Source organism: Enterobacter cloacae complex sp. ECL414 (assembly GCF_021869685.1).
Classification (GTDB): Bacteria; Pseudomonadota; Gammaproteobacteria; order Enterobacterales; family Enterobacteriaceae; genus Enterobacter; species Enterobacter kobei.
In genome coordinates this window covers 4,261,253-4,279,476 of the sequence record NZ_CP091481.1, presented here as the reverse complement: position 1 = coordinate 4,279,476, position 18,224 = coordinate 4,261,253, and the positions used below count along the sequence as shown (strand labels likewise).

The window sequence follows — 18,224 nt, the reverse complement described above, 5'->3', positions numbered from 1 at the left end:
GAGGACACATGACGACCCAGGCGCTTCAGGACAATACCCTTTTTCAGACCGGCTATCTGGTTAACGGCCTCTGGAAACCGCTGGATACGACGTTTGATGTGCTTAACCCGGCTACCGGGGAAGTCATCGCCCGCGTCGCGAAAGCCGGCAAAGCAGAGACCGAAGCCGCAATTGCTGCCGCCACCCAGGCTTTCCCTGCATGGCGCGCCAAAACCGCGAAAGAGCGTTCGGCCATTCTTTACCGCTGGTACGAACTGATTATTGAGAATAAAAGCTGGCTCGGACGGCTAATGACCACCGAACAGGGTAAGCCCCTGAAAGAAGCGGAAGGTGAAGTGGAGTACGCCGCCAGCTTTATCCAGTGGTTTGCCGAAGAGGCCAAGCGTGCGAACGGTGAAATTATTCCGCCGATCAAACCCGGCTCGCGCATTCTGGCGACCCGTGAACCGATAGGTGTTGTCGCGGCTATCACGCCGTGGAACTTCCCGATGGCGATGCTCACCCGCAAGTTAGGCCCGGCGCTGGCAGCCGGATGCACCGGGGTAATCAAACCGGCCAATAACACGCCGCTCAGCGCTTTTGCGCTGCTGACGCTGGCAAAACAGGCCGGCGTACCGGATGGGGTACTCAACGCAGTCGCCGGGAATACGCACGAAATCAGCGACGCGATTATGGCCAGCCGGGACGTGCGAAAAATCTCCTTCACCGGCTCGACATCGGTTGGCAAAACGCTGGTGCGTAACGCCGCAGAAACCATGAAAAAAGTCTCGATGGAGCTGGGGGGAAATGCTCCGTACATCGTCTTTGAGGATGCAGACATCGACGCGGCTGTGAAAGGCGCGATCGCCAATAAGTTTCGCAATGCCGGGCAGGTCTGCGTCAGCGTGAACCGCTTCTATATTCAGGAAACCGTCTACGACAAATTCGTGAATAAACTCGCTGATGCGGTGAAGGCGCTGAAGGTGGGAAATGGTCTTGAGGACGGCGTCGTCGTCGGGCCGTTGATTGAAGGTGCAGCGGTCGACAAGGTACGTGAACATGTTGACGACGCTGTTGCGCGTGGCGCGACCGTGCTGGCGGGCGGTAAACCTCATTCCCTTGGCGGCAATTTCTGGATGCCAACCGTACTGGGGGACTGTCATGAAGGGATGAAGCTGGCAGAAGAGGAGACGTTTGGCCCGGTCGCGGCGTGCTTCCGTTTCACCTCAGAAGATGAAGTCATCCAGCGTGCCAACAACACGCCTTATGGTCTGGCGGCGTACTTCTATACACAGAATCTCTCGCGGGTCTTCCGCGTTTCACAGGCAATTGAAAGCGGAATGATTGGGATTAACGAGTGCGCCGTCTCCACAGAGCTGGGGCCCTTTGGCGGCGTAAAAGAATCCGGCCTGGGGCGTGAGGGATCGGTGCTGGGGCTGGAAGAGTATCTGGAAGTTAAAACCCTGCATATCGGGGGATTATAATAGATGGAGCGGCATCTGCCGCTCGCCTGGACTGGTGGCTGGTAATGAAAACCTATACCTTTGATTTTGATGAGATAGACAGTCAGGAAGACTTCTATCGGGAATTTACTCGGGTGTTTGATCTTGAACGGCAAAGCGTGACGAATCTGGATACGCTGTGGGATGTGGTAACCGGCAGTCTGTTGCCGCTACCGCTGGAAATAGAGTTTATCCATCTGCCCGATAAGCTGCGCAGACGTTTCGGGGCGCTGATATTACTGTTCGATGAAGCGGAAGAAGAGCTGGAAGGACAACTGCGTTTCAATGCTCGCCACTGAGCAAGCCATAAAAAAGCCCCTGACCATCAGGCCAGGGGCAAGTCGTATGATGAGATACGACGAGGGTTTATTTATACAGTTCTGCCGTGGCATGCCAGTGGTCACCCTGATTCAGTTCGGTGACGCGATAGCTGCTGGCGCCTGCTTTTTCAGCTTTGGCGGCAAGTTCCTGACGGATATCCATCGGTGAGCCGGTGACCGACGTGACGGATACGCTGCCCATACGCTGCAGATTTTGTGCCTGGTCGGCATTCACTTGCTGTACGGCTGCGCTTGCGCCGAAAGAGAGAACGGATGCCAGACCGAGAGTTGCGATGATCAATTTGGTTTTCATAGTCTTTACTCCTGGAAAAGGTTTTTTGCTCAACGGCGAGAAGGGTTAAACCGCTATTTTTATGCCTGGTGCCGTTGAGTGGAGAATTACATCTTCAGTGATAACTAAAACTTATTTGTACAGCTCTGCGGTTGCGTGCCAGTGGTCACCGGAACGCGCTTCGATGATGCGATAAGATGATGCACCTTTTTCTTCCGCTTTTTTGTTCAGCATTTCATGCATGTCCATTGGCGACGTGCCGACTGCGCCGACCGAAACCGTACCGATTGCCTCACGGGATTGTGCCTGGTCAGCATTAATAGCGTCAGCCGCGAAAGCACCGAAGGACAGGACAGACAGGACGCTCAGCGCCGCTACAGTAGTTTTGATTTTCATGATTCTTACCTCGTCGAATTTTTTAGTGGGGTCTTGTTTCGTGACCCTCATCACAAAATCAAGTATACACTAATAACGGAAAAAATTAATACCAGACTAATGGTTTCCTGTGTTATTACGTGTTAAACACACCGTTTTTTATAACCAAAATGCATAATATTGAGTGATTTTTGAGCTTTAAGTGTGTTTAAATCTAAGCAAATCAGATGGATATCTGCTTTTGATTTTTTGTGCGATTTTTTGATTTATCATTCACCAGATGAATGTTAATAGGTGGTAAAAAGCACTATTTGTTAAAACCAGAGGCAGTGGAATGCAGGGGAAAACGAGGCTGGAGCAGGATGTTCCCCGTAGCAGCGCTACGGGGAGAGAGGATTACAGTTCCTGTTCGAACAGAACCAGAATCGCTTCGTGGAGATCTTTTACGGAGAAACCGCTGGCTGGGGTGGTAAAAATGGTGTCGTCGCCTGCGATGGTACCCAGGATGCCCTCCGTTTTACCTAACGAGTCCAGCATGCGGGCAATCAGCTGTGCGGCACCAGGGCTTGTGTGGATCACCACCACGGCGTCGTTATAGTCGATATCCAGAACCAGATTTTTGAGGGGGCTGGAAGTGGTCGGCACGCCAAGTTCAGCCGGCAGGCAATAGACCATCTCCATCTTCGCGTTACGGGTACGTACCGCGCCAAACTTAGTTAACATGCGGGAGACTTTCGACTGATTGATGTTATCGAAACCTTGTTCCTGCAGCGCCTGAACAATTTCTCCCTGAGAACTGAATTTCTCTTCTTTGAGTAGCGCTTTAAACGCCTTTACTAATTCTTCTTGCTTAGACGAGCTTCGCATAAGTCACCCGGAATATGACGAAAGAAACAACATTATTATGCATGTGGATGAATTTTTATGCAAATTATCTACTCAGCGCAAGGCTGAAATAATGTTATGAAAGGGAGTGATTTTATCAGATTTCGTTATCAGAAAACATGCCTGGGTCACGCCACGCAAATAAGCTTAAAAGTAAATTAAATGTTATCAAAATGATGTTGTTTTGGTGGCGGGGCAGGGTGTATTGTAACCCCCTCTTAATGCGTTGCCTTCTGTCGTCAGATAGCCTTCTGATGAGAGATAAAGACGCGTGACCTCAAATTCTTTAGCTTCGAAAATTGTAATTAAAGACTTGCTGAATTAAGGTCGCGGCAACGGATTTACAGATACTTAAGTTAACCATAATAAGGAGTTTAGGATGAAAGTCGCAGTCCTCGGCGCTGCTGGTGGTATCGGCCAGGCGCTTGCCCTACTACTGAAAACCCAACTGCCTTCAGGCTCAGAACTCTCCCTGTACGATATTGCTCCGGTAACCCCAGGTGTGGCGGTTGACCTGAGCCACATCCCGACAGCTGTAAAAATCAAAGGCTTCTCCGGTGAAGATGCACGTCCTGCACTGCAGGGTGCTGACGTGGTGCTGATTTCTGCAGGCGTGGCGCGTAAGCCAGGCATGGATCGTTCAGACCTGTTTAACGTCAACGCGGGCATCGTGAAAAACCTGGTGCAGCAGATCGCTGAAGTCTGCCCGAAAGCGTGCATCGGCATCATCACTAACCCAGTGAACACCACCGTCGCTATCGCGGCAGAAGTGCTGAAGAAAGCAGGTGTTTACGATAAAAACAAACTGTTCGGCGTGACCACGCTGGATATCATCCGTTCCAACACCTTTGTTGCTGAGCTGAAAGGCAAACAGCCAACAGAAGTGGAAGTGCCTGTCATTGGCGGTCACTCTGGTGTCACCATTCTGCCTCTGCTGTCGCAGATCCCAGGCGTGAGCTTTACCGAGCAGGAAGTGGCTGACCTGACCAAACGTATCCAGAACGCGGGCACCGAAGTGGTGGAAGCGAAGGCGGGTGGCGGTTCTGCAACGCTGTCTATGGGCCAGGCGGCGGCACGTTTCGGTCTGTCACTGGTTCGCGCTCTGCAGGGCGAAAAAGGCGTTGTTGAATGCGCTTACGTTGAAGGCGATGGCGAACATGCCCGCTTCTTCTCTCAGCCGCTGCTGCTGGGTAAAAATGGTATTGAAGAACGTAAGTCTATCGGTACGCTGAGCGCGTTTGAGCAAAACGCGATGGAAGGCATGCTGGATACGCTGAAGAAAGATATCACGCTGGGCGAAGAGTTCGTTAATAAGTAAAACGAGCCAACTGCCGTAGGCCGGGTATGCGTTAGCGCCACCCGGCAAAAAAAACCGAAGCACTGACTGGCTTCGGTTTTTTTATGGCTGTCAGTTTGTTGCCGGATATTCCTGAACCGTCACATGCAGCGTCAGTTTTTTATCGTTACGCATGACTTCAACAGGGATGATCGAACCCGGACGAATTTCTGCCACCTGGTCCATCGTCTCCAGGGCAGAGACGGCCGGTGTGCCGTTAACCGAGACAATGACATCATTCACCTGAATCCCCGCGTTAGCCGCCGGACCGCCAGGCGATACCTCGTTGACCACAATGCCCTGAATCTGATCGATACCGCCGCCCTGGGTATGCATCGGTGCAATTTCGCGCCCGCCAATGCCGATATAGCCGCGGATGACGCGCCCGTCGCGAATCAGCTTATCCATAATCTTGGTCGCCAGCTGGAAGGGAATAGCAAAGCCGATCCCCTCCGGCGTCTCGCCGTCGTTGCTCTTATCGAACGAGAGGGTATTGATGCCCATCAGTTCGCCCAGCGAGTTAACCAGCGCGCCACCCGAGTTACCGTGGTTGATTGACGCATCGGTTTGCAGGAAATTCTGCCGCCCTGACGGGTTAAGGCCAATTCGACCGGTTGCGCTGATAATCCCCTGCGTGATCGTCTGGCCGAGGTTGTAAGGGTTACCAATAGCCAGGACCACGTCGCCAATGTGTGGCGTGCGTTTGCGGTTAATCGGAATGACCGGCAAACCCCCGGTGGCATTGATTTTGAGCACGGCAAGGTCGGTCAGGCTGTCAGAACCCACCAGCAATGCTTCAAACACGCGACCATCCTGCAGGGCAACGATGATTTGGTCGGCATCGTTGATCACATGTTTGTTGGTAATAATGTAGCCGCGCTCGTCCATAATTACCCCGGAGCCCAGCGTGCGGATCTCAAGCTGGTTATGGGCCGAGCTATTGAGGCCGCGGTTATAAACGTTAACCACGGCAGGGGCGGCACGGCGAACGGCCGTGTTATAGGTTGCGGGCGTTTCATCCGCGCTGTCGAACTGGGGAGCGGACAGTTTATTGAACTGACGCAAAGACGGCATCGCCAGCAGCAGCAGGCCAGCGACAATCAAACCGATAACAATGGAACGTAAGAGCTTTGAAAGCATGATGCGCGTGTCGTGATAAAAGGAACGATTTGCAGCATAACATGAGTTATCCGGACATCACACGCAGCGGTGATGTCCGGGATAGCAAATGCTTAGCGCAACAGAATGTAGATGGACTCATTGCCGCGCATCACCTGCAGGGCAATGACCGCCGGCTTGCTCTCCAGCACTTTGCGAAGTTCAGCGATGGATTGCACGCGATTACGGTTTACGCCAATGATGACGTCTTCCTGATGCAATCCGGCCTGCGCGGCAGGGCTGCTCTTCTCAACGGTGTCGATGCGAATGCCTTTCGTTCCGTCTTTCAGTTGTCCGTCGCTCAACGTTGCCCCTTGCAGCGCAGGGGCGATAAGCTCCGCGCTGGCCGATGACGAGGTACTCTTATCCAGCGTCACTTCGACGTTCAACGGCTTACCGTCACGGATCAGACCGAGTTTCACCTTCGCACCGGGCTCAGTCGTGGCAATACGCGAGCGCAATTCAGCAAAGCTGCTCAATGGCTTATCGTTGAGGCTGACGATTACATCGCCTGATTTGATGCCTGCTTTTGCCGAGCCGGAGTTTGGCAGCACTTCACTGACAAAAGCACCACGCTGCACGTTAATATTGAACGCTTTTGCAATATCCGCACTCATCTCCATGCCTTTGATACCCAACAGCCCGCGTTTGACTTCGCCAAACTGGATAAGCTGCTGTGCCAGCGTTTTGGCCATATTGCTCGGGATAGCAAAGCCGATCCCGATACTGCCGCCGCCCGGTGCCAGTATCGCTGTGTTAATCCCAATCAGCTCACCGTTAAGGTTGAGCAACGCCCCGCCGGAGTTCCCGCGGTTGATCGAGGCATCGGTCTGGATAAAGTTTTCCAGACCTTCCAGATTCAGGCCGCTACGCCCCAGCGCAGAGATAATGCCGGAGGTGGCGGTTTGTCCTAAACCAAAGGGGTTGCCCACGGCAACGGCAAAATCACCGACGCGGAGTTTGTCGGAATCCGCAATGGCAATCTGGGTCAGGTTGCTCGGGTTTTGTACCTGCAGCAGTGCGATGTCGCTCTGGTCATCACCGCCAATCAGTTTAGCGTCAAATTCGCGACCATCGTTCAGCTGTACGCTGATTTTATCGGCCTGGCTGATGACATGATTGTTGGTCAGGATATAGCCTTTGGCCGCATCAATAATGACGCCTGAACCCAGACCTTCAAAGGGTTGTGCCTGCTGGTCAGGGCCCTCATCGCCAAAATATTTTTTCAGTTCTTCCGGTACGCGCTGGCTTTGTACTGCCGTACCTTCAACCTGCACGCTGACAACCGCAGGCAACACTTTTTCCAGCATCGGCGCGAGGCTTGGAATGGCTGCTTGTCCCGGCACCTGTGAGGGCAACGCCGCACTGGCAGGGAAGGACGCCGAGAGGGATAACCCGACACTTAACGCTAAAGCGCTCAACAGCTGGTTTTTTTTCTTCATTGATGCTGACTCTCGTATCCTGGAATGAAAGAAGAACGGCCCAAAATCATAATGATGTTATTGAATTTTATACCGCTGAACAATGAGGCGTTTGACTAAATAATAGCTGGGGACGGGAAGAAAGGACGGGCGCAAGGGATGCGCCCGTAAAATATATTCAGGTTGTGCGATTAATCGCGTTTTGCGCCACCGCGTAGCAGACCGGATGCGCCGTCAGAATAGTCACGAGGCATCTGAACCGGAGCCTGATCGTTACCGGCCTCCGAGTCTGCCAGACGGTTGCGGAACGGGTTCGTTTCCGCGGTCATTTCCGGCAGCAGGCTGCTGGAGCTCTTCGCCATATGCTGATACAGCTGACGGTAGTCGGTTGCCATATTGTCCAGCAGCTCAGCGCTACGGGCAAAGTGGCTAACCAGCTCTTCGCGATACTCTTCCAGCTCTGCTTTGTTCTTTTCCAGTTCGTACTGCAGTGACTGCTGCTGACGCAATTTGCGGTTACCGAAACGCATGGCCACAGCACCGATCACGATGCCGACGACTAAACCGATTAGCGCATATTCCCAGGTCATGAACTTCTCCCGTTGTCTTGTTGTTCCGTAGGGTGTTGGCTCGGCTCCTGCCTGTGCCTGATAATGCCACTATAACCGCTATTTCCGCAGAAGTGGAATCCTGACGTATCATCGCGTAGTGTAGAACGGCCTTTTTTTCATCAGTCACGCCTGCTGGTGAGCGTTAATTGAAGGAATAACAATAAGATTATGCAAAACCTGTCCCCTGCGTCGCGATATCAACAGGCCCTTAACGAGGGCACGCACCAACCAGATGATGTTCAACGTGAGGCGGTAAACCGCCTGGAGATGATTTATCAGGAACTCACGGCAAAACCCGCTGACGTTGATCAGAGCAGTGGGCTAAAAGCGGCATTTGGACGATTGCTCGGTAAAAAAACGCCACAGACTCAGGCTCCGGTGCGTGGTTTATATATGTGGGGCGGGGTCGGGCGCGGAAAAACCTGGCTGATGGACCTGTTCTATCTCAGCCTGCCTGGCGCACGTAAGCAGCGTCTGCACTTTCACCGTTTTATGCTGCGGGTGCATGAGGAACTGACCGCGCTGCAGGGCAAAAGCGATCCGCTGGAGATTGTGGCCGACAGATTCAAGGCGGAAACAGACGTGCTCTGCTTCGATGAGTTTTTTGTGTCTGACATCACCGACGCCATGCTGCTAGGCGGCCTGATGAAAGCCCTGTTCGCCCGAGGGATCACGCTGGTGGCGACTTCGAATATTCCGCCGGACGAGCTCTATCGCAACGGCCTGCAACGGGCGCGCTTCTTGCCCGCTATTGATGCTATCAAGCAACACTGCGACATCATGAACGTGGATGCCGGGGTGGATTACCGGTTACGCACGCTGACCCAGGCCCATTTGTGGCTTTCGCCGCTCAATGCGGAGACTACCCGCGAGATGGATAAACTGTGGCTGGCGCTGGCGGGCACAAAACGTGAACATGCACCGACGCTGGAGATAAACCATCGCCCGCTGCCAACGCTCGGCGTCGAAAACCAAACGCTGGCGGTCTCCTTTACGACGCTCTGCGTGGATGCCCGTAGTCAGCACGACTACATTGCGCTTTCGCGTCTCTTCCACACCGTGATGGTACTGGATGTGCCGGTGATGACGAAACTGATGGAAAGTGAAGCGCGACGCTTCATTGCCCTGGTGGACGAGTTTTATGAGCGCCACGTTAAGCTGGTGGTCAGCGCCGAGGTACCTTTATATGAGATCTACCAGGGCGAGCGGCTTAAGTTTGAGTTCCAGCGCTGCCTGTCGCGCCTGCAGGAGATGCAGAGCGAGGAATACCTGAAGCGGGAGCATATGCCATAAATGCCACCCTCTCCCGTGGAGAGGGGCCGGGGGTGAGGGCACCAGACCACACAATACTTAACCCCGAAAAACCCATTCCAAATCACATTTAAGGGTCGATCTTTGACCTCAACTTCTCTATAATCTTGCGACCCCACGTTACGAGAAGGTTTTTTTCCCGAAACTTTCTATGTGTCGGCATGTGCTATTCGAAGGGGTAGGTTTGCCGGACTTTGTCGTGTGAACCTCAACTGACTAAACGTTTGGGTGTTCACCAACGTGTAACTTATTATTTGGGTAAGCTTTTAATGAAAACTTTTACAGCTAAACCAGAAACCGTACAGCGCGACTGGTATGTTGTTGACGCGACCGGTAAAACTCTGGGCCGTCTGGCTACTGAACTGGCTCGTCGCCTGCGCGGTAAGCATAAAGCGGAATACACTCCGCACGTTGATACCGGTGATTACATCATCGTTCTGAACGCTGATAAAGTTGCTGTAACCGGCAACAAGCGTACTGACAAAATGTACTACCACCACACCGGCCACATCGGTGGTATCAAAGAAGCGACCTTTGAAGAGATGATTGCTCGCCGTCCTGAGCGTGTGATTGAAATCGCGGTTAAAGGCATGCTGCCAAAAGGCCCGCTGGGTCGTGCTATGTTCCGTAAACTGAAAGTTTACGCAGGCAACGAGCACAACCACGCGGCACAGCAACCGCAAGTTCTTGACATCTAATCGGGATTATAGGCAATGGCTGAAAATCAATACTACGGCACTGGTCGCCGCAAAAGTTCCGCAGCTCGCGTTTTCATCAAACCGGGCAGTGGTAAAATCGTAATCAACCAGCGTTCTCTGGAACAATACTTCGGTCGCGAAACTGCCCGCATGGTAGTTCGCCAGCCGCTGGAACTGGTTGACATGGTAGAAAAACTGGATCTGTACATCACCGTTAAAGGTGGTGGTATCTCCGGTCAGGCAGGTGCGATCCGTCACGGTATCACCCGCGCTCTGATGGAGTACGACGAATCCCTGCGTTCTGAACTGCGTAAAGCTGGCTTCGTTACTCGTGACGCTCGTCAGGTTGAACGTAAGAAAGTGGGTCTGCGTAAAGCACGTCGTCGTCCACAGTTCTCCAAACGTTAATCCATTCTGCTTACGCAGAACGATTGGCGAAAAACCCGCTTCGGCGGGTTTTTTTATGGATAATGCGCAGGTTATCCACAATATCCATGCATATATCTTCTCTTTTTCCTCTTTTCCAGAATCCCCTCACCACAAAGCCATCAAAATCTGGTAAACTATCATCCAATTTTCTGCCCAAATGTCGGTGAATACTCGATTTTTGTTCGATTCCTGAACAATGTGTCTTCTCTGGGATGGGCGATACAACATCTGGCTGGCCCCTGTTGGGCCGGTAGCAGTAAAAATTCTGAATATACCTGGAGGTTTTCATGGCTGTCGCTGCCAACAAACGTTCGGTAATGACGCTGTTTTCTGGTCCTACTGACATTTATAGCCATCAGGTTCGTATCGTGCTGGCCGAGAAAGGTGTCAGTTTTGAGATCGAGCATGTGGAAAAGGATAACCCGCCTCAGGATCTGATCGATCTCAACCCGAGCCAAAGCGTACCGACGCTGGTGGATCGCGAGCTGACCCTGTGGGAATCCCGTATCATTATGGAATACCTGGATGAGCGTTTCCCGCATCCGCCGCTGATGCCTGTTTACCCTGTTGCGCGTGGTGAAAGCCGCCTGTACATGCAGCGTATCGAAAAAGACTGGTACTCGCTGATGAACGTCATCACCAGCGGTTCCGCTTCTGAAGCCGATGCAGCGCGTAAGCAACTGCGCGAAGAGCTGCTGGCCATTGCCCCTGTATTTGGTCAAAAACCCTTCTTCCTGAGCGATGAGTTCAGCCTGGTGGATTGCTACCTGGCGCCGCTGCTGTGGCGTCTGCCAACCCTGGGCGTAGAGTTCAGCGGTCCTGGCGCGAAAGAGCTGAAGGGCTATATGACCCGCGTATTTGAGCGCGACTCTTTCCTGGCATCTTTAACTGAACCGGAACGTGAAATGCGTCTCGGCCGAGGCTAATGACTGTGGAAATGTCACAACTGACCCCACGCCGTCCGTATCTGCTGCGCGCCTTCTATGAATGGCTGCTGGATAACCAGCTCACGCCGCACCTGGTTGTGGATGTGACGTTGCCGGGCGTGCTGGTTCCAATGGAATATGCACGCGACGGACAAATCGTACTGAACATCGCGCCACGCGCGGTGGGTAACCTCGAACTGGCCAACGACGAAGTGCGCTTTAACGCGCGTTTCGGCGGTGTACCGCGTCAGGTTTCTGTGCCGCTGGCTGCGGTGCTGGCGATTTATGCGCGTGAAAACGGTGCAGGCACCATGTTTGAGCCGGAAGCGGCGTATGACGAAGACGCAATTCACGTCAATGACGATGAAGAAGCTGGCGCTGAAGGTGAAACGGTCATGTCGGTGATCGACGGCGATAAGCCCGACCATCACGACGACGACGATCCTGATGACACACCGCCGCCGCGCGGTGGTCGTCCAGCACTACGCGTAGTGAAATAAATCCGCTTGCGGCCTGTTTATTAAAAGCCAGTGATATCACTGGCTTTTTTTTATTCTTATTTCAAATAATCGTGACGATAGGTATAAACAAGCATTGTTTATACCTCTTGATTCTTCATCACTTGGTTAATAATTAAATGGATTTATAATTCCTGTGAATTATTGTGATTTAAGCCAATATCAAAATAGTGATAAAAGTAAAGGTAAATTTTGAGTAATATTATTTTTTTGATGTTAATCTCCTTTTTAAACGAGTAATTCCTTAATAAATTAAGGAAATAATCAGTTTTTTGATATTCTTAATATCAAAATTAATTTTGCTAAATTGCATGTATTTATAAAAATAATATTATGGGCGCATGCTGACAAGCATGACTACAATCAGTAATCGGTAAAGGCATTTACCATTACGTGATTTAATATTGCAATTTCTCGTATGTTAAGGATTAACAAGTGAAAAAAGTATTACTCGCTACCGCCCTTTCTCTGTGTGTAACATCAGCATTTGCTGCTAACCCTACCGCTGTTCTGAAGGTTAAGGGTACGCTGACAAATGCAGCATGTACGCCAACATTAAGTAATGGTGGTACCGTTGACTACGGTACAATTAATCTGGGCAATTTGAGTGCTACAGCGGTTAACCAGCTGGGTCAGAAAAATATCGACCTGACCATTAATTGCACCGCGGCAACGAAAGTCTCCTGGAACATGGTTGACGATCGCAAAGATTCAAACGCGAAACTCGAAGTTGAGAAGGGCATGTTTGGTGGGGATTCTCAGACTTCTGAAAGCCAGCTTTATGGTGTCGGTAAAACTGCAGGTGCAACACCAGTAAGCATCGGTTCTTATTCAATGTTTGTTAAAACTGACAGCGTAGTGGCTGATGGTGCTACTGTTGATCCAATTTACCAGCAGGGCGCTGCAGGTGTATGGACTAAGAGCAGCAACGGTTCTACTCAGGGCGACAACTATCGTGATTTCACCGTTGCGACTGTTGGCTCTTTGGCTCCTCTGGCGTTCGAAACTGCAACCTTCCCACTGGTAACCTCCCTGGCGATCCAGGATACCACCACGCTGGCGATCACTGATGACACCCAGCTTGACGGTCAGGTAACAATCAGTCTGCGTTATCTGTAAGACTTTTTAATCGAGTAAATGTTATTTAATTACCGGAGAGTAAATGCGCTGCATTTACTCTCTTTTTAACGGCGCGATAAACATGGACTGTTCTGTTGTTGCTTTCAAGGAGATATTATTATGCAAGGTTTAAAATCCACTTTAATTAATACACTTATTACTGCCACATTATTGTCTGCCAGTGTTGCTGTACATGCAGAAGGCATGGTGCCTGAAACCAGTCTGTTAATCATTGATGAAGCGACGCACAGTGGAACGATAAACGTCAAGAATACCGACTCGCACCCTTCACTTTTATATACGAATGTTGTTGATCTGCCGGATGATACCGGTCTTAAGCTTATTGCGACGCAGCCAGTGGTACGTCTTGAGCCAGGTCAGACGCAGCAGTTGCGCTTTATTCTTCAGAATAAACAACCGTTGAACGTTGAGCATTATAAACGCGTCACGTTCGACGGTATTCCACCTAAAAACGATGATAAAAAAATCAAGATCGGTATAAACATTCGCCAGGATATCCCCGTGCTTATTCGTCCGGCATCTCTGGGAGTGGTTACTGATGCCTGGAAGTTCCTTAAGTGGTCTTCAAACGGCGCGTCTGTCACCGTGAAAAACCCTAGCAAATATGTGGTCCGTCTTGGGCAGAACGTAATGCTGCTGCCTTCAGGTGTGAGTGCCACTCTGTCCAAAACCTACATTCTTCCTGGCGAAACGCTAACGGCTGATATGAAAAAGAAAGTCAGCGGTGACAGCAGCGTTAAGTTTTTCCCGGCCAGCCGCTATGGCGTTGAGGTACCGAGCTTTACGTCGGAATTAAATAAATAGGGATATGACGGTGATTAAACAAAGCCGCCTTGCATTTTGTGTCCGCGCCATTCTTTGCGGCACATTACCTCTGGTATTACTTGATTCGACATCCGTCCTGGCGAGGGAAGTCACCTTCGATACGGGGATTATGCAAACGCTGGGGTTGAATACAGATTTCAACCATTACTTCGCTGAAGCACCGCGATTTTTACCCGGAACCCACTCCGTTTCGGTGAAGGTCAATGGGAAAGAGCGAGGAATGGCTGCAGTTCGTTTCAACAAAGATGGCGTGCTTTGCTTTGACAACGATCTCATGGAGTTTGCCGGGCTGATGCCTGTGCCAATAAAGTCCGATGAGGCGTGTCACGATATTCGTGATAACTATCCTAAAGCCATCATCAACGCTTTGCCTAACCAGGAAGCCGTTGAACTCTATCTGCCAGCTGAAGCGGTGAACAGTCTGTCGGGAGATATCAAAAACTTTCAGCATGGCGGAACGGCGGCGCTGCTGAACTATTCATTGTTCAGTACCCATAACGACTATGGTGACAACGACACTAGCCGCTACTCTCAGGCCAGCCTGGAAGCCGGATTCAACACGATGGACTGGGCGCTGCGCAGCCGTTATATCCTGACGGATGACAACGGTAGCCGAAATGCTGAAAGCATTTACACCTATGCAGAACATGTATTTGCCGCGCAGAAGATGACGATGCAGGTGGGTGAAATCAACGCCATGTCTAACGTGTTGAGCGGCGTGCCGATTACCGGCGTGCAGTTTATGCCGACCAGCGGCCTGGCGAAAACAAGCTCTGGCGTGAGTGTTTCCGGTATCGCCCAGTCTTCCCAGGCACGTGTAGAAGTCCGCCAGAACGGGCAGTTGGTCTTCAGTACCCTTGTGCCTGCTGGCCCCTTCACGCTGGATGACGTGCCCGTGGTTCGCAACAATGTGGATCTGGACGTCTCGGTGGTAGAGTCCGATGGTGCGACTAACCGGTTTATTGTCCCGGCGTCTCAGGTAAGGGCGCGCAACCTTTCACGCCCACAGGGGTTGACCCTTTCTGTAGGTCAGGTGCGCAGCATCGAAAGCGAATATAGCGATCCGCTGGTAATGAACATTTCTGACGGCTGGCGCATCTCACCGTGGATGAATCTCCTGGCTTCTGGTGCAGCTGCGGAAAACTACCAGGCAGCAGGCGGCAGAACAGAGTTCCTGATAAACGATGACTGGACTCTTTCAACGGGCGCAGCAGTCAGCAGTGCAAGCTTTGGTGACAGCAGCAGCGGAGTAAAAACCGATCTGCAAAGTGATTATATCCTGAACCAGTATGTCGGTCTTTCAGGCAGTGCGACGCATTACAGCGGCGAGTACCGCGAAATGGCTGACGCAATGGATGACGATTATCAGGGATATGACAATACCTATTCTGGCAACGTTCGTTTCTCCTCCCCTCTGGCGGGGGTGTTTAGCGCAGGGTTCAACTACAACCAGACCAATGGTGGTAGGGATGACTCACGTTATCTCCTGCTGTCCTGGGGCAAGACCTTTTCGTACGCGTCAGTGTCCATGAACTGGCAAAGTGCGGTCGGTAATGTCGATGACGATCAGGACAATGAGATGTTCTACGTCAATGTGAGCATCCCGCTCGGTGGCAGTCAGTCGATCAGTTCCTATATGCGTAAACAGGGTGATAGCACCACCTATGGCGTGTCTAACAGCGGCTCGCTGGGAGACAATACGCACTATTACATCTCAGCCGATCGCGATCAGGATACCAAAGACAACAGCTTCAATGGCAACATCAACACTAACCTCCACTATACGCAGCTAAGCGTGGGGGGCGGAACCAGTGGTGATAATCAGCGGAACTACAGTGCGACATTGTCGGGTGGCGTGGCCATGCATAAAGAGGGCGTGACTTTCTCGCCGTATTCGATTCAGGATACCTTCGCGATTGCCAGACTGAGCGAGAAGAAGAGCGGCGTTGAAATTTCCACTCCGCAAGGCACCGTCTGGACCGATCCATGGGGCCAGGCCGTGGTGCCTTCTCTCAACGAATGGCATAACTCCCGCATAGAAATTGATGCTAACAAGCTGCCGCAGAGTATGACGCTTGCTAACGGCACGAAATATATCGCCGCAGGCCATGCTTCGGTCAGCGAGATTGATTTCAAAGTACTCAACAGCCGCCGCGTCATGCTGAGCGTAAAGCAGGCTAACGGTCAGCCCCTGAATAAAGGGATCTCGATTGTTGATGAGAAAGGTAACTATATCGTGACCACGGTTGATGATGGCCACGTCTTTATTAACGATGCCGATCAGCTGAGCGCCCTCTACGCGCTAGACGGTAACAATAACCGACTGTGTAAGATTGATTACACTCTGGCTGATAAGCGTGACGAAAATGCCTTCTACGAAGAAGTGAACGGAGTCTGCCGATGAACAGTCGACACTTATCGGGCTTAGTTGCCTTGCTGATGCTCGGTATGACAGGGGTAACCCATGCTGAAGACTGCCAGATCAGCCTCTCACAGCCGGTGGTGGATTATCACGAGATGCGTCGGGATACGATCGAAACGACGCAACAGGACTGGCACAAAATGGCCGATCGTGACATCACGGTCAACGTTTTCTGTCCTCAGACTCAGCAGATGGCGGTGTTACTGCGCGGTACAGCTGGAGATAAGGGGCGGTTTCTTTTTGGGCAGTCCGGTGGTGTCGCGGTCAAAATTGACAACATGACCGTCGATGGCAAAAGTTACAGTGTGGGTAAAACAGTTGATCAGCTAAATTTTACGCCTGAAAACGGTACGCCGACACCTCTCTACCTGCGTAATAACGAGGCGGTGATTGCGCTTGAGAATAACCAGGTTCCTTCCGGCCAGCAGATGAGTTTCAACGTAACGCTCTCGCCGGTTCTCAACGATAGCGCGTTCAGCCATCTGACAGATCAAACTACGCTGGAAAGTGATTTGTCCTGGAGTTTATTGACGAAGTAACCCTTCTCTTCGCGGCACTCCTTAAAAGCGGAGCTGCATGCGGGGGAGGGTGATAATCAATGGCTGTAAACCGCATAAAAAAAGCCGGAGGGTAAATACCATCCGGCTTTTTTCTTACACTTCCAGGTAGTTCATAATCCCGTCGGCCGCTTTACGCCCTTCGGCAATGGCTGTCACCACCAGGTCAGAACCGCGAACGATATCGCCACCCGCGAAGATTTTTGGGTTGCTGGTCTGGAAAGCGTTATCGCTGCCTTCAGGGGCGATAATACGACCCTGAGAGTCAAGCTCAACGCTGTGCTTCGCCAGCCACTCCATGCTGTGAGGACGGAAACCGAACGCCATCACCACGGCATCAGCCGGGATCACATGCTCAGAGCCTGCGACAATCTCTGCACGACGACGGCCTTTCGCATCCGGCGCACCCATCTCCGTACGCGCCATCTTCACGCCGCTCACTTTGCCGTTAGCATTCACTTCAATACCCAGAGGCTGGATGTTGAACTGGAATTCCACGCCCTCTTCACGCGCGTTTTTCACTTCGCGTTTAGAGCCCGGCATGTTCTCTTCGTCACGGCGGTAGGCGCAGATGACGTGCGCCGCATTCTGACGAATAGAGGTACGCACGCAGTCCATCGCGGTATCACCGCCGCCCAGCACCACCACGCGTTTGCCTTCCATGCTGACGAACGGTTCGTCGGCGGTTTCGCCGTAGCCCATAATCTGCTTAGTATTGGCAATCAGGAACGGCAGAGCATCAAACACGCCCGGCGCATCTTCGTTCTCCAGACCGCCGCGCATGGACTGATAGGTGCCCACGCCGAGGAACACCGCGTCGTAATCCTTCAGCAGATCGTCGAGCTGCACGTCGCGGCCCACTTCCACATTCAGTTTGAACTCAATACCCATGCCGGTGAAGATTTCACGGCGACGGGTCATGACCTCTTTTTCCAGCTTAAAGGCCGGAATACCAAAGGTCAGCAGACCACCGATTTCCGGATGACGGTCAAAGACCACCGCCTTCACGCCGTTGCGGGTCAGCACGTCCGCACAGGCCAGGCCCGCCGGGCCAGCACCGATGATCGCCACGCGCTTATCGGTTTGCTTCACGCCGGTCATATCCGGACGCCAGCCCATCTCGAACGCTTTATCATTGATGTAGCGCTCAATGTTACCGATGGTCACCGCACCAAACTCGTCGTTCAGGGTACAGGAACCTTCACACAGGCGGTCCTGAGGACACACGCGGCCGCACACTTCCGGCAGGGTGTTGGTCTGGTGTGAGAGTTCGGCGGCTTCAAAAATACGCCCTTCGTTGGCCAGCTTCAGCCAGTTCGGGATGTAGTTATGGACCGGGCATTTCCATTCGCAATAAGGGTTACCGCAGGACAGGCAGCGGTCTGCCTGCGCTTTGGCCTGGCCTTCTGAGAACGGCTCGTAAATCTCAACAAATTCAATTTTACGGATCTTCAGCGGTTTCTTTGGCGGATCAACACGCTGCAGGTCGATAAACTGGTATACGTTCTGGCTCATCTGA

Annotated in this window: 19 protein-coding genes; 12 read left to right on the top strand and 7 right to left on the bottom strand. The window is 52.0% G+C overall.

Going from position 1 to position 18,224, the window contains the following annotated elements; all coding sequences use genetic code 11:
* The first annotated feature begins 8 nt into the window (after nt 1-8).
* Complete coding sequence (locus tag L3068_RS20585) at nt 9-1,463, top strand: NAD-dependent succinate-semialdehyde dehydrogenase (RefSeq protein WP_014885426.1); 1,455 nt, start codon at nt 9-11, stop codon at nt 1,461-1,463.
* Nucleotides 1,464-1,507: 44 nt separating this feature from the next.
* Nucleotides 1,508-1,780 carry a barstar family protein gene (locus L3068_RS20580; protein ID WP_014885425.1) on the top strand — a complete coding sequence of 91 codons (273 nt, stop codon included), beginning with the start codon at nt 1,508-1,510 and terminating at the stop codon, nt 1,778-1,780.
* A gap of 67 nt (nt 1,781-1,847) precedes the next feature.
* On the opposite strand, the gene yhcN (L3068_RS20575) is transcribed toward L3068_RS20580, so the two are convergent.
* The 3 genes from yhcN (L3068_RS20575) to argR all read right to left on the bottom strand — a co-directional run bounded on the left by yhcN (L3068_RS20575) (nt 1,848) and on the right by argR (nt 3,335).
* Nucleotides 1,848-2,114 carry a peroxide/acid stress response protein YhcN gene (gene yhcN / locus L3068_RS20575; protein ID WP_014885424.1) on the bottom strand — a complete coding sequence of 89 codons (267 nt, stop codon included), beginning with the start codon at nt 2,112-2,114 and terminating at the stop codon, nt 1,848-1,850.
* 111 nt (nt 2,115-2,225) lie between these two features.
* Nucleotides 2,226-2,489 (bottom strand): peroxide/acid stress response protein YhcN, encoded by a 264-nt coding sequence (yhcN, locus tag L3068_RS20570; protein ID WP_014885423.1) that lies wholly within the window; start codon nt 2,487-2,489, stop codon nt 2,226-2,228.
* A gap of 375 nt (nt 2,490-2,864) precedes the next feature.
* Nucleotides 2,865-3,335 carry a transcriptional regulator ArgR gene (gene argR / locus L3068_RS20565; RefSeq protein ID WP_008502836.1) on the bottom strand — a complete coding sequence of 157 codons (471 nt, stop codon included), beginning with the start codon at nt 3,333-3,335 and terminating at the stop codon, nt 2,865-2,867.
* A 397-nt stretch (nt 3,336-3,732) separates the two neighbouring features.
* Here argR and mdh point away from each other — a divergent pair, with 397 nt between their 5' ends.
* Nucleotides 3,733-4,671, top strand: coding sequence for a malate dehydrogenase (gene mdh / locus L3068_RS20560; RefSeq protein WP_014885422.1), 939 nt, complete (start codon nt 3,733-3,735; stop codon nt 4,669-4,671).
* 90 nt (nt 4,672-4,761) lie between these two features.
* Here mdh and degS read toward each other — a convergent pair whose 3' ends face one another.
* The 3 genes from degS to zapG form a co-directional block, all read right to left on the bottom strand.
* Nucleotides 4,762-5,829 carry an outer membrane-stress sensor serine endopeptidase DegS gene (gene degS, locus L3068_RS20555; protein ID WP_014885421.1) on the bottom strand — a complete coding sequence of 356 codons (1,068 nt, stop codon included), beginning with the start codon at nt 5,827-5,829 and terminating at the stop codon, nt 4,762-4,764.
* A 92-nt stretch (nt 5,830-5,921) separates the two neighbouring features.
* Nucleotides 5,922-7,289 (bottom strand): serine endoprotease DegQ, encoded by a 1,368-nt coding sequence (degQ, locus tag L3068_RS20550; protein ID WP_023331415.1) that lies wholly within the window; start codon nt 7,287-7,289, stop codon nt 5,922-5,924.
* Between the two features lie 170 nt (nt 7,290-7,459).
* Nucleotides 7,460-7,858, bottom strand: coding sequence for a Z-ring associated protein ZapG (gene zapG / locus L3068_RS20545; RefSeq protein ID WP_010436126.1), 399 nt, complete (start codon nt 7,856-7,858; stop codon nt 7,460-7,462).
* A gap of 189 nt (nt 7,859-8,047) precedes the next feature.
* Here zapG and zapE point away from each other — a divergent pair, with 189 nt between their 5' ends.
* From zapE to L3068_RS20500, 9 genes are all read left to right on the top strand, one after another.
* Nucleotides 8,048-9,172, top strand: a complete 1,125-nt coding sequence (gene zapE / locus L3068_RS20540; RefSeq protein WP_045134757.1) for a cell division protein ZapE — start codon at nt 8,048-8,050, stop codon at nt 9,170-9,172.
* Nucleotides 9,173-9,459: 287 nt separating this feature from the next.
* Entirely contained in the window at nt 9,460-9,888 is a 429-nt protein-coding gene (gene rplM, locus L3068_RS20535; protein ID WP_003860434.1) for a 50S ribosomal protein L13, read from the top strand.
* A gap of 15 nt (nt 9,889-9,903) precedes the next feature.
* A complete protein-coding gene (rpsI, locus tag L3068_RS20530) occupies nt 9,904-10,296 on the top strand; it encodes a 30S ribosomal protein S9 (RefSeq protein WP_003860436.1) in 393 nt (130 codons plus the stop codon).
* Nucleotides 10,297-10,604: 308 nt separating this feature from the next.
* A complete protein-coding gene (gene sspA / locus L3068_RS20525) occupies nt 10,605-11,243 on the top strand; it encodes a stringent starvation protein SspA (RefSeq protein WP_014885418.1) in 639 nt (212 codons plus the stop codon).
* 5 nt (nt 11,244-11,248) lie between these two features.
* Complete coding sequence (sspB, locus tag L3068_RS20520) at nt 11,249-11,743, top strand: ClpXP protease specificity-enhancing factor (RefSeq protein ID WP_014885417.1); 495 nt, start codon at nt 11,249-11,251, stop codon at nt 11,741-11,743.
* A 453-nt stretch (nt 11,744-12,196) separates the two neighbouring features.
* On the top strand, nt 12,197-12,880 hold the full coding sequence (locus L3068_RS20515) for a DUF1120 domain-containing protein (protein WP_117581495.1): 684 nt from the start codon (nt 12,197-12,199) through the stop codon (nt 12,878-12,880).
* A 120-nt stretch (nt 12,881-13,000) separates the two neighbouring features.
* Nucleotides 13,001-13,705, top strand: a complete 705-nt coding sequence (locus tag L3068_RS20510) for a fimbria/pilus chaperone family protein (RefSeq protein WP_214602839.1) — start codon at nt 13,001-13,003, stop codon at nt 13,703-13,705.
* Between the two features lie 4 nt (nt 13,706-13,709).
* Nucleotides 13,710-16,130 carry a fimbrial biogenesis usher protein gene (locus L3068_RS20505; protein WP_117581491.1) on the top strand — a complete coding sequence of 807 codons (2,421 nt, stop codon included), beginning with the start codon at nt 13,710-13,712 and terminating at the stop codon, nt 16,128-16,130.
* Nucleotides 16,127-16,687 carry a DUF1120 domain-containing protein gene (locus tag L3068_RS20500; RefSeq protein ID WP_032635417.1) on the top strand — a complete coding sequence of 187 codons (561 nt, stop codon included), beginning with the start codon at nt 16,127-16,129 and terminating at the stop codon, nt 16,685-16,687. The genes L3068_RS20505 and L3068_RS20500 overlap by 4 nt, the downstream gene beginning before the upstream one ends.
* A 114-nt stretch (nt 16,688-16,801) precedes the next feature.
* On the opposite strand, the gene gltD is transcribed toward L3068_RS20500, so the two are convergent.
* Entirely contained in the window at nt 16,802-18,220 is a 1,419-nt protein-coding gene (gene gltD, locus L3068_RS20495; protein WP_045134760.1) for a glutamate synthase subunit GltD, read from the bottom strand.
* Nucleotides 18,221-18,224 lie beyond the last annotated feature (4 nt).